The organism is Streptomyces sp. NPDC050997, assembly GCF_040660135.1.
Lineage (GTDB): Bacteria > Actinomycetota > Actinomycetes > Streptomycetales > Streptomycetaceae > Streptomyces.
Genome location: NZ_JBFAGK010000008.1, coordinates 80,481 through 93,675 on the forward strand (window position 1 = coordinate 80,481; position 13,195 = coordinate 93,675).

The 13,195-nt window shown below is 72.2% G+C and carries 14 protein-coding genes; 10 read left to right on the top strand and 4 right to left on the bottom strand.

Translation table 11 applies throughout. The features are described from left to right. Positions 1–214 precede the first annotated feature (214 nt). Complete coding sequence (gene hutU, locus AB0H86_RS19985) at positions 215–1,897, bottom strand: urocanate hydratase (RefSeq protein WP_362439978.1); 1,683 nt, start codon at positions 1,895–1,897, stop codon at positions 215–217. A gap of 115 nt (positions 1,898–2,012) precedes the next feature. Here hutU and AB0H86_RS19990 point away from each other — a divergent pair, with 115 nt between their 5' ends. The 5 genes from AB0H86_RS19990 (at position 2,013) to AB0H86_RS20010 (ending at position 5,890) form a co-directional block, all read left to right on the top strand. Beyond that, complete coding sequence (locus tag AB0H86_RS19990; protein ID WP_362439981.1) at positions 2,013–3,428, top strand: diaminopimelate decarboxylase; 1,416 nt, start codon at positions 2,013–2,015, stop codon at positions 3,426–3,428. A 169-nt stretch (positions 3,429–3,597) separates the two neighbouring features. After that, positions 3,598–4,008: a hypothetical protein gene (locus AB0H86_RS19995; protein WP_362439984.1), complete on the top strand. Its 411-nt coding sequence runs from the start codon at positions 3,598–3,600 to the stop codon at positions 4,006–4,008. After that, positions 4,005–4,934 (top strand): hypothetical protein, encoded by a 930-nt coding sequence (locus AB0H86_RS20000; RefSeq protein ID WP_362439987.1) that lies wholly within the window; start codon positions 4,005–4,007, stop codon positions 4,932–4,934. Before AB0H86_RS19995 ends, AB0H86_RS20000 begins: the two co-directional genes overlap by 4 nt. Before the next feature lie 46 nt (positions 4,935–4,980). Then, the gene (locus AB0H86_RS20005) at positions 4,981–5,505 is read left to right on the top strand and encodes a roadblock/LC7 domain-containing protein (protein ID WP_362439990.1); all 525 of its coding nucleotides are present in this window, start codon (positions 4,981–4,983) and stop codon (positions 5,503–5,505) included. 10 nt (positions 5,506–5,515) lie between these two features. Then, a complete protein-coding gene (locus AB0H86_RS20010; RefSeq protein WP_362439992.1) occupies positions 5,516–5,890 on the top strand; it encodes a hypothetical protein in 375 nt (124 codons plus the stop codon). 38 nt (positions 5,891–5,928) lie between these two features. Here the strand turns inward: AB0H86_RS20010 and AB0H86_RS20015 are convergent, their stop codons facing one another. The 3 genes from AB0H86_RS20015 to AB0H86_RS20025 form a co-directional block, all read right to left on the bottom strand. Further along, the gene (locus AB0H86_RS20015) at positions 5,929–6,513 is read right to left on the bottom strand and encodes a hypothetical protein (RefSeq protein ID WP_362439994.1); all 585 of its coding nucleotides are present in this window, start codon (positions 6,511–6,513) and stop codon (positions 5,929–5,931) included. Between the two features lie 84 nt (positions 6,514–6,597). Further along, complete coding sequence (locus AB0H86_RS20020; protein ID WP_362439997.1) at positions 6,598–7,506, bottom strand: MurR/RpiR family transcriptional regulator; 909 nt, start codon at positions 7,504–7,506, stop codon at positions 6,598–6,600. Beyond that, positions 7,503–9,011 (bottom strand): aromatic amino acid ammonia-lyase, encoded by a 1,509-nt coding sequence (locus tag AB0H86_RS20025; protein ID WP_362439998.1) that lies wholly within the window; start codon positions 9,009–9,011, stop codon positions 7,503–7,505. The genes AB0H86_RS20020 and AB0H86_RS20025 overlap by 4 nt, the downstream gene beginning before the upstream one ends. A gap of 142 nt (positions 9,012–9,153) precedes the next feature. On the opposite strand from AB0H86_RS20025, the gene AB0H86_RS20030 reads away from it, so the two are divergent. The 5 genes from AB0H86_RS20030 to AB0H86_RS20050 all read left to right on the top strand — a co-directional run bounded on the left by AB0H86_RS20030 (position 9,154) and on the right by AB0H86_RS20050 (position 13,003). Next, positions 9,154–10,200 (top strand): ATP-binding cassette domain-containing protein, encoded by a 1,047-nt coding sequence (locus AB0H86_RS20030; RefSeq protein WP_362440000.1) that lies wholly within the window; start codon positions 9,154–9,156, stop codon positions 10,198–10,200. After that, positions 10,197–10,838: an ABC transporter permease gene (locus tag AB0H86_RS20035; protein ID WP_362440003.1), complete on the top strand. Its 642-nt coding sequence runs from the start codon at positions 10,197–10,199 to the stop codon at positions 10,836–10,838. Before AB0H86_RS20030 ends, AB0H86_RS20035 begins: the two co-directional genes overlap by 4 nt. After that, positions 10,838–11,500, top strand: coding sequence for an ABC transporter permease (locus tag AB0H86_RS20040; RefSeq protein ID WP_362440656.1), 663 nt, complete (start codon positions 10,838–10,840; stop codon positions 11,498–11,500). Before AB0H86_RS20035 ends, AB0H86_RS20040 begins: the two co-directional genes overlap by 1 nt. 11 nt (positions 11,501–11,511) lie before the next feature. Then, positions 11,512–12,447, top strand: a complete 936-nt coding sequence (locus tag AB0H86_RS20045; RefSeq protein WP_362440005.1) for an ABC transporter substrate-binding protein — start codon at positions 11,512–11,514, stop codon at positions 12,445–12,447. Positions 12,448–12,562: 115 nt separating this feature from the next. Further along, positions 12,563–13,003, top strand: coding sequence for a hypothetical protein (locus AB0H86_RS20050; RefSeq protein WP_362440659.1), 441 nt, complete (start codon positions 12,563–12,565; stop codon positions 13,001–13,003). Positions 13,004–13,195 lie beyond the last annotated feature (192 nt).

A 13,195-nucleotide genomic window follows, 5' to 3' on the forward strand; every position in this document is an offset into this window, starting at 1 on the left:
GAGTCGCCAGACTGCGGGCCGCCAGGCCGCGAGTCGCCAGACTGCGGGCCGCCAGACTGCGGGCCGCCAGGCTGTGGGCAGTCGTTCCGCAGGGCGGAACGGGTGGGCACAGCCGCACCCGCACCCGCACCCGCACCCGCACCCGCACCCGCACCCGGCGACGAGACCTCAGCCCCCACCGAAGAGCTGCCGCCCCGCTCACCTCCCGGAAGGGTCACGCGTCGTCACCCTCGCGCATAGGAACCCGCACATCCCGCTCGTCCGCGACGGACTCCGCGATGTCGTACCCCGCGTCCACATGCCGGATGACCCCCATGCCGGGGTCGTTCGTCAGCACCCGCCGGATCTTCTCGCCGGCCAGCTTCGTGCCGTCGGCCACCGTCACCTGCCCGGCGTGGATGGACCGCCCCATGCCGACACCGCCACCGTGGTGGATGGAAACCCAGGACGCGCCCGACGCCACGTTGACCATGGCGTTCAGCAGCGGCCAGTCGGCGATCGCGTCGGAGCCGTCGAGCATGGCCTCGGTCTCGCGGTAGGGGGAGGCCACCGATCCGCAGTCGAGGTGGTCGCGGCCGATGGCCAGCGGGGCGGCCAGCTCACCGGAGGCCACCATGTCGTTGAACCGCTCACCGGCCTTGTCCCGCTCGCCGTAGCCGAGCCAGCAGATCCGGGCGGGCAGGCCCTGGAAGTGGACGCGCTCGCCGGCCAGCTTGATCCAGCGGGCGAGGGACTCGTTCTCGGGGAAGAGGTCGAGCATCGCCTTGTCGGTCTTCGCGATGTCGGCGGGGTCCCCGGACAGGGCCGCCCAGCGGAAGGGGCCCTTGCCCTCGCAGAACAGCGGGCGGATGTAGGCGGGGACGAAGCCGGGGAAGGCGAACGCCCGCTCGTACCCGGCGAGTTGGGCCTCGCCGCGGATCGAGTTGCCGTAGTCGAAGACCTCCGCGCCGGCGTCCATGAAGCCGACCATCGCCTCGACGTGCCGGGCCATCGACTCGCGGGCGCGGGTGGTGAAGCCGGCCGGGTCCTTGGCCGCGGCCGACGCCATGTCGTCGAAGTCGACGCCCACGGGCAGGTAGGCCAGCGGGTCGTGGGCCGAGGTCTGGTCGGTGACGATGTCGATGGGGGCGCCTTCGGCGAGCATCCGCGGGAGCAGCTCGGCCGCGTTGCCGAGCAGGCCGATGGAGAGCGGACGGCGGGCGTCACGGGCCTCGACGGCGAGCTGGAGGGCGTGTTCCAGGTTGTCGGCCTTCACGTCGAGGTACCGGTGCTCGATGCGCCGCTCGATGGCCCGCGGGTCGCAGTCGATACAGATGGCGACGCCGTCGTTCATGGTCACCGCGAGGGGCTGGGCGCCGCCCATGCCGCCGAGGCCGGCGGTGAGGGTGATCGTCCCGGCGAGGCTGCCGTCGACCCCCTTACCAATGGAATGCAGCTTGGCGGCGACAGCGGCGAAGGTCTCGTAGGTGCCCTGGAGGATGCCCTGGGTGCCGATGTAGATCCAGGAGCCGGCGGTCATCTGCCCGTACATGGTCAGGCCGAGGGCCTCCAGGCGGCGGAACTCCTCCCAGTTGGCCCAGTCGCCGACGAGGTTGGAGTTGGCGATGAGGACGCGCGGGGCCCACTCGTGGGTCTGCATGACGCCGACGGGGCGGCCGGACTGGACCAGCATGGTCTCGTCCTGCTTCAGGGTCCTGAGCGTGCGCACCATGGCGTCGAAGGAGCGCCAGTCGCGGGCGGCCTTGCCGGTGCCGCCGTAGACGACGAGCTTGTCGGGGTGCTCGGCGACCTCCGGGTCGAGGTTGTTCTGCAGCATCCGCAGGGCGGCTTCCTGCTGCCATCCCAGGGCGCTCAGTTCCGTACCGCGTGGCGCTCGTACGGGGCGGGGTCCTGACATGGTCTGCCTCCTAGCGGATTATTTCTGCCGTTATTCACATCCTGACGCTCTGAATAGAACTAGTCAATACATGGGGGCGACGGCAGGGGCCCGGTCCGAATGTTTGGCTGGATGCATGGGCGCAGACACCGACCCGACGGGGGAAGCCGTGAGCAACGCCGACGAGAGCCATGTGAGCGACGACGAGGGGCGGGCCACCCGCCGGGACGAGGCGGTCCGCGCGGCCGTGGAGCAGGGGCTGCTGGGGCCTGACCGCCCCATCGTCGGCCTGCTCGACGTCACCGGGATCCGGGAGTCCGCGGCCCTTCTGCGGGCGGCCTTCGACGAGGTCACCGCGCCCGGCACACCCGTCCTGCACGCCTTCGCGGTGAAGGCGACCCCGCTGGTGCCGGTGCTCCGGCTGCTGCGGGATGAGGGGATCGGCACGGAGGTGGCGAGCCCGGGTGAGTTGGCGCTGGCGCGGGCGGCGGGGCTGTCGGCGGCCCGGACCGTCCTCGACTCGCCCGCCAAGACACCGGCCGAACTGCGCGAGGCACTGGCGCTGGGGATCGCGATCAACGCCGACAACCCCCAGGAGCTGGACCGCATCGACGGCCTGATGCGCTCGGCGCCCAGCCGCTCGCCCCTCGGTATCCGGGTGAACCCGCAGGTCGGGGCGGGCGCGATCGAGGCCCTGTCCACTGCCACGGCGACCTCGAAGTTCGGGGTGGCACTGCGCGACGAGGGGGCGCGCGAGTGGGTGGTGCGGGCGTACACCGAGCGCCCCTGGCTGTCCCGGCTGCACGCGCACACCGGGTCGCAGGGCGTCCCGCTCGCCCTGATGGCCGAGGGCGTGGCGGAGACGTACCGGCTCGCGGAGGAGATCAACCGGCGGATCGGGCGGCCGCAGATCGACACCATCGACATCGGCGGCGGGCTGCCGGTGAACTTCGCGTCGGACCGGACGACACCGACGTACGCGGACTACGCGCGGGTGCTGAAGGAGACGGTGCCGGGACTGTTCGACGGGCGCTACGGGCTGGTGACCGAGTTCGGGCGGTCGTTGCTGGCCGAGCACGGGACGGTGGTGGCGCGGGTCGAGTACACCAAGAGCGCGGGCGGGCGACCGGTGGCGGTGACGCACGCGGGCGTGCAGGTGGCGACGCGGACGGTGTACGCGCCGGAGGCGTGGCCGCTGCGGATCGCCGGGTACGACGGCAAGGGGCGGCCGAAGGAGGGGCCAGAGGTGGTGCAGGACATCGCCGGGCCGGCGTGCTTCGCGGGCGACCTGCTCGCCCAGGGTTACCCACTGCCGCTGCTGGCGCCGGGCGACTACGCGGCGGCGCTGGACACGGGCGCGTACTACTTCGCGCACCACTACGCGTACAACTCCCTGGCCCGGCCGGCGATCCACGGCTTCGCGCGGGACGGGTCCGGGCGGACCGTCTTCGCGACGGTGCGCGAGGAGCAGACCGTCGAGGAGATCGTGGCCGAATCAGGAGGGGCGCACGCCGGTGCGCTCACCACCCTGCGCGCACCCGGGCACCGTTGACGCACGCCGGTGGGTCTGCTGGTCAACTGGCCTGAGACACAGGTCAGTTGACCAACCTTAGTCGCTCGCCGCATGTTCCACTGGAAAATGCCAGATCCCTCACCCCTCACGCACACGTTGCGTAGCTTCGGCGTCACTCAGCCGAACCCCAGGCGGGAGGGGAGCCAAGGTGCCCGGAATCGACGAGTGCCTGCTGGAAGCCATGCGACTGCCCGGTGCCCGGGGCGCCGCACTGGTCGACTGGACGAGCGGACTGGCCCTGGGCACCGTCGGGGAGTCCCCGGGCGGCGACCAGGAGGCGGCCGCGGTCGAGGCCGCGGAACTCGCCCGGCTCGCCGCCGAGCAGCACGCGTTCGCGGCCGGCGCCGACGCCGGCGGGGAAGGCGAAGGTGACGGCGCCGACCCACCGGTCGAGGACCTGATCATCAGCAACCGGGACAGCTACCACGTCCTGCGGTTCGTGCCGACGTCCTTCGACAGCAGCGTGTGCCTGCACCTGTGGCTGGCCCGCGCCGAGGGCAATCTCGCGCTGGCCCGCATCCGGCTGGGCGAGATGGCCGGACGGCTGGTGCTGGGATGACCGCCGTGCAGACCACGCCACCGCCCCGGCTGCCCGTGCGGGACAAGGCGGCGGCCCTGGACCGGGGCTGGGGCGGCGTCTCGCCGATGCTGACCCGGCTCGCCGCCGAGCGGGCCACCGGCGTCCTGGTCCGCGAGCGCGGCACGCTCCATCTCACCGAGGGCCGGGTGGTGCACGCGGAGAGCCCTGCCGCGCCCGGCCTGGACGTCCTACTCACCGCCCGCGGCACCCTCGACGCCGGTACCTGGCGGCAGGCGCTGACCGAGACCGGCGACCGGCACCGCGCCGGCCACCTGCTGGTCGACGGCGGGCACCTCACCCCGGGCACGCTGGACCTGTGCCGGCTCGTCGCGCTGTACGACGCGGCGTACTTCGCCCTCGCGCCCAGCAGCACCCCGGGCCGCTTCCGCTACGCCACCGAGGACGAGCCCGGCTGTCCGTGCCCGGTGCCGGTGGCCGCCCTGGAGCGCGAGACCCTGCGCCGCCGTGACCTGCTGCACCGCATCTGGCCCGACCCGGCCACGGACGACGCGCCCCTCGTCCGCACGCACCGCCCCGCGCCCCCACCGCCCACCGCACGCCAGCGCGCGGTCCTGGCCCGCCTGGACGACGCCCGTACGGCGGCGGACATCGCCAGGGACCTGGGCCGCCCGGCGTTCCACACCCTGGTGGACCTACGGCGGCTGGCGGCGGCCGGTGCCATCTCACCCCGCCCGCCGGCCGTCGCCGAGACGCCCGAACCGCCCGAGAAGTCCGAGGCGCCCGAAGCCTCCGAGGCGCCAGGCCGATCCAGATCATCCATCCCACCCGGCCCGCTGCCCGTTCGGCCCGTCCGGTCCGACCCGCTCGCGGCGCTCCCCACCGATGTCGCCGACCCCCACATCACGCTGCTGAAGAGGCTCAGGGATGCGCTGGAGGCCCTTTGAGTGGCAGCGGGAGCAGCAGCGGACCCGCGCCGAGAGGAGAGACCTGATGGCAGCGGAGGCAGAGATCCTGGAGGAGTTGCACCGGCTCAGAGCCCGTGTGCCCCAACTGACCGGTGCCCTGGCCGCCGGGGCCGACGGTCTCGTCCTCGCCCAGGACACCCCCGGCGTCGACCCGCAGACGATGGCCGCGCTCACCGGCACCGCCCACGACCTCGCCGGCCGGCTGACCGACGCGACCGGCCAGGGCGACTTCCGCGAACTGCTCGTCCGCGGGGTGTACGGCTACGTGGCCACGTACGCGGCGGGTCGCACCGCCCTGTTGACCCTGCTCGCCCAGGACCGAGTGAACGTCGGCCGCCTCCATCTGGAAGGCCGCCGGGCCGGGGCCCGCATCGGAGAGCTGGTCGACGCCACACCGGCGCCCCGGCCCCCCGCGAAGGCACCCGCCAAGACCACCGCACCGCGGGCCAGGACCACCCGTACGTCCCGGTCCAAGCCCGCAGACACACGCGACCCGGTCGCCGAAACGCCCACCGCACCCAAGGTGGCGCGTACCACCACCGAAAGTTGAGGGAACCGTCATGGCCAACACCGAAACCACACTCAAAGAGGCGCTGGCCTCCATCGAGGGCGCCACCGCCGCCGCGCTCGTCGACTACACCAGCGGTATGGCGCTGGGCACCCTGGGCGGCAGCAAGAGCTTCGACCTCAATGTCGCCGCCGCCGGCAACACCGACGTCGTCCGCTCGAAGATGCGCACCATGGAGCACCTCGGGCTCAAGGCCCAGATCGAGGACATCCTGATCACGCTGTCCGACCAGTACCACCTGATCCGTCTGATCAGCGGCCGGGGCGGCAACGGTCTGTTCCTCTATCTGGTCCTCGACGCCAAGCGGGCCAACCTGGCGATGGCCCGCCACCAGCTGAAGAGGATCGAGGAGGACCTGGAGGTCTGACGAGACGGGTCTTTAGGACCCGTCCGGCCGGACGGGTCCTAAACGAGGGCCGCGGTGCGGCGGCGTGCTCCACCCGGGGCCGCGTCGCCCGCCGCGATTCCCGTACTGCGGTACGCCCTGACCGCCTTGCCGGCCGGGCGCCCGCCGTTCGCGGCGAGCCAGTCGACCCGCACCCACAGCAGCGCGTCCTCGGCCCGCTCGCGCCGCCCGAGCCAGGCGGCCTTCAGCCGGAGCCCGGTGCCGCAGCCGGCGAGCAGCATGCCCCCGGCGGCGGGCACGGCGAACGCGCTGCCCAGCGCGGCGAGGAAGCCGAGCAGCAGCCACCAGCGGTGTCCCCGGCGCCAGTTGCGCACACTCACCGCACGATCCTGGAGCACATCGTGCTTGCCCGCGCGGACGGCCGAGCGGGCCAGCCCGACGTACCGCTTGCGACGGGCGTAAGCCACCACCGCGACCGCGACGACGAACAGCGCCGCCCCGGCCATCACCCCGATCCGCCGGCCCGTGACACCCGGCACCAGTACACCGATCCCCGCCGCGAACACCCCGAGCCACCACATGGGCGCGGCTCCGGCCCGTACGACGACAGCCACCCGAGCCAGTCCCTGACCTCCGCGTGACACGCTCCGCCTCCTCGTCGCCCAGCACGATTTCTGGTCGCGGAGACTAACGGGTGAAGGTGAGACGAGTCTGAGAGCGACCCGCGTTCACTCGACGAACAGCCCCCGCGCCGCGGCTTTCGCGTCGAACTCCTCCAGCCGGGCCTGCGCGTCCGGCAGGTCGTCGCACATCGCCTCCAGCAGGACCCGGCCCAGCAGCATCGGCGCGCAGGCCGTGTCGAAGGCGAGCCCGGTGCCGACGGCGGCCGGCAGCAGCAGGTCGGACACCTTGGCGACCGGCGCGAAGGCGGAGTCGGCGACGGTCACCACGGTCAGCCCCGCCTCCTTGGCGTAGGCGAGGGTGTCCACGACCTCGCGCGGGTGCCGGGGCAGCGCGAAGCACAGCAGTGTGGTGGCGCCCGCGTGCACGGCGGCGTCGATCCGGTCGTGGATCATCGTGCCGCCCTCGTTGAGCAGCCGTACCTCCGGATGGACCTTGGCGGCGAAGTACGCGAAGCCGTACGCCTGCGAGGCCGCGGCACGCAGCCCGAGCACGGGGAGGGGGCGCGAGGCGGCGAGCAGCCGCCCCGCCCGCAGCACCGGCCGTGGGTCGGCCAGCACCTCCGCCAGGTGCCGCAGGTTCTCGATCTCGGCCTCGACGGCCTGCTGGTACTCGTTGTACGAGGACGCGTCCACGGCCGGTTCGGCGGGCGCGACCTCGCGCAGGTGCTTGCGCAGCGCCGGGTAGCCGTCGAAGCCGAGGGCGACCGCGAAGCGGGTGACGGACGGCTGGCTGACCCCGGCCAGCTCCGCCAGCTCCACGCTGGACAGGAACGGCACGTCGGAGGCCCGCCGCACCATGCTGTGCGCGATACGCCGCTGGGTGGGCGTCAGCCGGTGTCCCTCGAACAGGGCCTGAAGCCGTGCGGCGGGGCTGTCCGGCACGGCCGCGCCGCCACCGGGCACACCCGTGTCCACGCTCTCGTCCGCAGCTTCCGCGTTCCCGTCCACGCTCATGCGTCGATCCCCCTCCAGATGTCCGTGAACCGGTCGAGCAGTGCGGCCGCGGCTGTCACGTCGTGCGTGAGCGGCCGGTCGACCGGGTCCTCGTCGAGCACCGACTCGGCGAGTTCCAGCGCGTCGCCCACCCCGAGCCCGGGCTCGGGCTCGAGGCCGCGCTGGCGCAGCGCCCGTACGGCGGCGACGAGTTCGCAGCCGACGACGAGACGGTACGCGCCGCACAGACGCAGTGTCTGACGTGCGGCGAGCGAGGCGAAACTGGCCTGTTCCTCGACGCCCCGGGAGAGTACAGCGTGGCCGAGCGAGGCGGGGGCCGAGAAGGCCCGCAGGTCGCCGAGGGCGGCCGCGGCGGCGTACTCCAGGATCATCACGCCGGAAGCACCGGGCTCCTGGTCGGCGAGGAAGGGCCGCAGCCTGGTGAAGCCGGGCTCGTTCAACGAGGCCAGCCGGGACGTCGACAGCCGGGCCACCTGCGTCAGCGCCAGCCTGAAGTGGTCCAGGGCAAGGGCGAGTTGGGCCTGGTAGAAGCCACCGTGGTGGTAGGCGGCCATGTCCTCGGAGGTGATCAACGGGTTCTCCGCGGCCGCGTTGATCTCGATCGCGAGGATGTCCTCCAGGGCGTCCGCCGCGTCGTGCGCCGGGCCATGCACCTGGGGCAGGCAGCGGAAGCCGTACGGGTCCTGGATCCGGCCGAGCGGCGGGGTCGGCCGGTCGGCGGCGCCGATCAACGTCCGCATCCGGCGGGCGACTTCGCTGGAGCCGCGGTGCGGGCGGGCGGCGTGCACGGGGGCGGCGTAGGCCTCGTGCGAGCCGTCGACGGCGAGCAGGGACAGGGCGCCGACGACCTGGGTGGCCTCCAGTAGTCCACGCAGTTCGTGCAGGGCGAGGGCGGACTGGCCGAGGGTGAGGGCGTTGCTGCTGATGAAGGCGAGGGCGTCGTTGTTGTCGAGCGGCTGGGGTTCGGGGGCGCCCGTCCCCCGCCAGGGGTGTTCGCCCGCCAGTGCCAGGGCGGCCTGGGCGAGGGCGGCGATGTCGCCGGTGCCGACGGATCCGAACTCGTTCACGACCGGGTGGGCCTCGCTCTCCAGCGCCTCGCACAGGGCGGTGACGACGGTGGGCCTCAGGCCCGCCCCGCCGGCCAGCAGTTGGTTGGCGCGCACGGCGAGCATCGCGCGCACCTCCCGGGCGGGCAGTTCCTCACCGATGGCGCCGGCGTGGCTGCGCAGCAGCCTGAGGCCGTGCTCGGTGGCCGCCTCGGTGGGCACGTCCTCGTTCCGGTTGGCTCCGACGCCGGTGGAGCGGCCGTAGACGCGGCCGGTGGCGGCGATCTGCCGGGCGGCGTCCCATGCCTTCTCGACGCGCCGTGTCGCCTCACTCCCAGGAACTGGGCGCGCGGTCCCGTCGGCGAGCCGGACGACGTCCAAGACGCCGAGGCCGACCCCGTCGAGGACGACTGGAGCGGAGCCCGCCATCCGCGGCGGGTCCACGATCTGAGACGACATTAGACCCCAAACCTTCCTCAATTCGGACAGCTGATCTTGCTTCCCGGTCATCTGTTACCTCGGATTAACGCCGAGGCGTTGACAATCTATTCACCTACCAAGAACTCTGCATGACGTTATACAGCCGGGCAAGGGACAACTCATGATCCAGTTCGACGCGGTCCACAAGCGCTTCCCCAACGGCACGACAGCAGTCCACGACCTCTCCCTGGAAATGCCGGAAGGCGGCGTGACGGTCCTCGTCGGATCCTCCGGTTGCGGCAAGACCACCACCCTGCGCATGGTCAACCGGATGGTCGAACCGACCTCCGGCACCATCCGGGTCGGCGGCAAGGACGTCCAACGGCAGGACGCGGCCGAACTGCGCCGCTCCATCGGGTACGTCATCCAGCAGTCGGGCCTCTTCCCGCACCGCACGGTGCTCGACAACATCGCCACGGTGCCGCTGCTGCTTGGCCACGGCCGCCGCAGGGCGAGGGCCCGCGCCGCCGAACTGCTGGAGACCGTCGGTCTCACCGCGGAGGCCGGCAAGCGGTACCCGCACCAGCTCTCCGGCGGCCAGCAGCAGCGCGTCGGCGTCGCCCGCGCGCTCGCCGCCGACCCGCCGGTGCTGCTCATGGACGAGCCGTTCGGCGCGGTCGACCCGGTGGTGCGCACCCAACTCCAGGACGAACTGCTGCGTCTGCAGAAGGAGTTGAGCAAGACCATCGTCTTCGTCACGCACGACATCGACGAGGCGGTACGGCTCGGCGACCGCATCGCGATCTTCCGCACCGGGGGCCACCTCGTCCAGTGCGCCCCGCCCACCGAACTCCTCGCCCGCCCGGCCGACGACTTCGTCGCCGACTTCCTCGGCGCCGAGCGCGGCCTGAAGCTGCTCTCGCTGAAGACCCTCGCCAACGTCCCGCAGGGCCCGGCCCCCGAGGGCGGCGCCTGGACGCTGGTCCTCGACGAGGCACGCAAGCCGCTGCACTGGACGTCGAAGGACGCCGACATCCCCGTACGGCCGCTCAAGGACGACGACTCCCTGCTGTCGGCGCTCAACGAGTCGGTGGCCTCCCCCACCGGTCTGGTCGCCCGGGTCGACACGGCCGGGGTCCTCACCGGCGTCTCGTCCCGCGACGACATCCACGCCCACGCGGGCCGGGCCCACACCGAAGCCCGCGCGGAGACGGGTGTGGCCGCATGACCGTCGACTGGTCGTGGATATCCGGCCACACCGACGACCTCACCACCCTCACGCTCTCCCACCTCCAGGCGGCCCTGACCGCCGTCCTCCTCGGCCTGCTGATCAGCCTTCCGCTGGCCGTGGTGGCCCACCGGGTCCGCCCCCTGCGCGGCTTCCTGCTCGGTCTGTCGAACGTCCTGTTCACGATCCCGTCGATCGCGGTCTTCGTGCTTCTGCTGCCGATCAGCGGCCTCACCCGCACCACGACCGTCATCGGCCTGACGATCTACACCCTGGTCGTCCTGCTCCGCAACACGGTCGAGGGCCTCGACTCGGTGCCCGCGCGGACGAAGGAGGCCGCGAAGGCGATGGGCACGCGCCCGCTGCGCGCGCTCCTCACCGTCGAACTCCCCCTCGCGCTCCCCGTGATCATGGCGGGCGTCAGGATCGCGACGGTCATGTCGATCTCCCTGGTCTCGGTCGCCACCTACATCGGCGACGGCGGCCTGGGCCAGCTCTTCACCGACGGCTTCCAGCGCGACTACCCGACCCCGGTGATCGTGGGAGTGGTCCTGACCCTGTTGTTGGCAGTGGTGGCGGACGCGCTCCTGGTCGCCCTCCAGTACGTCCTCACCCCGTGGAAGAGGCGGCGAGCCTGATGTACGAACTCCTCAAGAACCTCGGCTCCTGGCTGACCGGCGCCGCCCAGTGGTCCGGCTCGGACGGCATCGCCCACCGCCTCGCCGAACACCTCCAGTACTCGCTCCTGGCCACGCTCATCGCGACCGCGATCGGCCTTCCGCTGGGCCTGCTGATCGGCCACACCGGCAGGGGCGCGTTCCTCGCCATCAACCTCGCGTCCTTCGGCCGCGCCCTGCCGACCGTCGGCCTGGTCGTCCTGGTGTTCCTGGCCAGCGGCCTGTCGATGTGGCCTGTGTACATCGCGCTGGTCGCCCTCGCGGTCCCGGCGATCGTCACCAACACCTACGCCGGGATGACCGCCGTCGACCCGGACGTCAAGGACGCGGCCCGCGGCCAGGGAATGCGCGCCCACCAGGTCCTCCTCCAGGTGGAACTCCCCCTCGCCCTCCCGCTGATCATGACGGGCCTGCGTCTCGCGCTCATCCAGGTGGTGGCCACCGCCACGATCGCCGCCTACGTCTCCTTCGGGGGCCTCGGCCGCTATGTCTTCGACGGCCTCGCCCAGCGCGACCTCGTCCAGGTGCTCGGCGGCGCGGTGCTGGTAGCCGCCGTCGCCGTCGTCCTGGACCTGGCCCTCAGCGGCCTCCAGCGCTTCCTCTTCCGCCACCGCACCGCCTAGGGAACCCCGAAATGAACCGTCGTACTCTCCTCGGCGCGCTCGCCGGAGCGGCCGTCACCGTCCCCGCCCTCTCCGCGTGCTCCAGCGGCATCACCTCCCTCGACAGCCAGGGCACCACCTCCGGTGGCGGCGGCTCCAGCAAGGGCGGGGTCACCATCGGCACCGCGAACTTCACGGAGAACCAGGTCCTGGGCTACCTGTACGCGGCCGCCCTGGAGGCAGCCGGCGTGCGGACCACCGTCCGGCCCAACCTCGGCACCCGCGAGATCCTGATCCCCGCCCTCAAGGGCGGCGACATCGACCTCCTCCCCGAGTACCAGGGCGCCCTCCTGCACTACCTCGCCCCGAAGGCGACGGCGACCGAGGAGGGCGAGATGCAGAACGCCCTCGCCATCACCCTCCCGGCCGGCCTCCAGGTGCTGCCGTACGGCATGGCCGAGGACTCGGACGCCTTCGTCGTCACCCGGGGGACCGCCCGGAAGTACGGCCTGACCTCCCTCGCCGACCTGCGGAAACAGAACGGCAAGCTGGTGGTCGGTGCCGCGCCCGAGGTGAAGAAGCGCCAGGTGGGCGTGGTCGGCCTGAAGGACGTCTACGGGGTGGAGTTCAAGGAGTTCAAGTCCCTCGACTCGTCCGGCCCGTTGGTCAAGGGGGCCCTGAAGAAGGGCGATGTGGACGTGGCGAACCTCTTCACCACCGACACCGACATCCAGGCCAACGACTGGGTGGTCCTGGCCGACCCGAAGAACCTGATCCCCGGCCAGCACGTCGTCCCGCTCATCGCCGACCGCAAGGCCGACTCCACGGTCCGCAAGGCCCTCGCCCGCCTCGGCAACGTCCTCACCACCGCCCAGCTCACCGAGCTCAACCGCCAGGTGGACAAGGACAAGAAGGACCCGGAGGACGTGGCGAACACGTACGCGAAGCAGCACGGGCTGGCGAAGTAGACGGCCCCTCCGGACGCCCGGCACGCCCGACCGGCGTGTCCCGCTTCCGAACACAGGGGGGCTAACCCCAGTGCGGCGGGCGCGCGGGCTCCTTACCGTGGGTCCCATGAGCGGAATGGACGCGCGGGACACCGAGCTGAAGAAGGAACTCGACGCCACCCTGCAGGCCCGCAGGGAACTGGGCGAGGAGTACGAGTCCGCGTTGGTCGACTCGTTCCTGGAGAAGGTCGATCAGCGCATCGACGGCGCCGTGGAGCGCCGGGTGCGCCGGCAGATGGCCGAGCAGCAGATGGTGGTGGCGCGGGGTTCCCGGTCACCGCAGACCACGGACTCCTGGGGCGAGCGGTACGGCTTCGGCATCGTCTCGCTGGTCCTGGCGATCCCGCTGTCCGCGATCGGCGGCGGTATCGCCGACCTCCCCGGCCTGCTGATCACCTGGGCCGGCATCGTGGGCGTCAACGGCTTCCAGGCCGCCCGCACCAACCCGGACCTGTTCCGGGGCCGCCGCCACCGCAAGGGCGCCGACGACGCCGGGGACGGCGACTGGAAGGACTGACGGCCGACGCCCGCCCGGGCGCACAGAGCGCACCGCGGGAACAGCGGGGATGCAGAAGTTCGTGCGCGGGGACCGCCGCACCCCCGTTACGGGGGGCGGGACGACGGCGGTCCCCGCGAGGGACGCGGGCCGGGTCAGGGACTGGCTTGCGCGTCCTAGGCGTCTGTGGAGGTCCGGGAGCCGCTCCGGAGG

Excerpts from the sequence above, each read along its gene's own strand:
- AB0H86_RS20010 (WP_362439992.1), top strand. The coding sequence starts at position 5,516 with ATGGCCAACACCGAAACCACACTCAAAGAGGCGCTGGCCTCCATCGAG.
- AB0H86_RS20040 (WP_362440656.1), top strand. The coding sequence starts at position 10,838 with ATGTACGAACTCCTCAAGAACCTCGGCTCCTGGCTGACCGGCGCCGCC.
- hutU (WP_362439978.1), bottom strand. The coding sequence starts at position 1,897 with ATGTCAGGACCCCGCCCCGTACGAGCGCCACGCGGTACGGAACTGAGC.
- AB0H86_RS19990 (WP_362439981.1), top strand. The coding sequence starts at position 2,013 with ATGGGCGCAGACACCGACCCGACGGGGGAAGCCGTGAGCAACGCCGAC.
- AB0H86_RS20050 (WP_362440659.1), top strand. The coding sequence starts at position 12,563 with ATGGACGCGCGGGACACCGAGCTGAAGAAGGAACTCGACGCCACCCTG.
- AB0H86_RS20020 (WP_362439997.1), bottom strand. The coding sequence starts at position 7,506 with ATGAGCGTGGACGGGAACGCGGAAGCTGCGGACGAGAGCGTGGACACG.
- AB0H86_RS20025 (WP_362439998.1), bottom strand. The coding sequence starts at position 9,011 with ATGTCGTCTCAGATCGTGGACCCGCCGCGGATGGCGGGCTCCGCTCCA.
- AB0H86_RS20045 (WP_362440005.1), top strand. The coding sequence starts at position 11,512 with ATGAACCGTCGTACTCTCCTCGGCGCGCTCGCCGGAGCGGCCGTCACC.
- AB0H86_RS20000 (WP_362439987.1), top strand. The coding sequence starts at position 4,005 with ATGACCGCCGTGCAGACCACGCCACCGCCCCGGCTGCCCGTGCGGGAC.
- AB0H86_RS20005 (WP_362439990.1), top strand. The coding sequence starts at position 4,981 with ATGGCAGCGGAGGCAGAGATCCTGGAGGAGTTGCACCGGCTCAGAGCC.
- AB0H86_RS20035 (WP_362440003.1), top strand. The coding sequence starts at position 10,197 with ATGACCGTCGACTGGTCGTGGATATCCGGCCACACCGACGACCTCACC.
- AB0H86_RS20030 (WP_362440000.1), top strand. The coding sequence starts at position 9,154 with ATGATCCAGTTCGACGCGGTCCACAAGCGCTTCCCCAACGGCACGACA.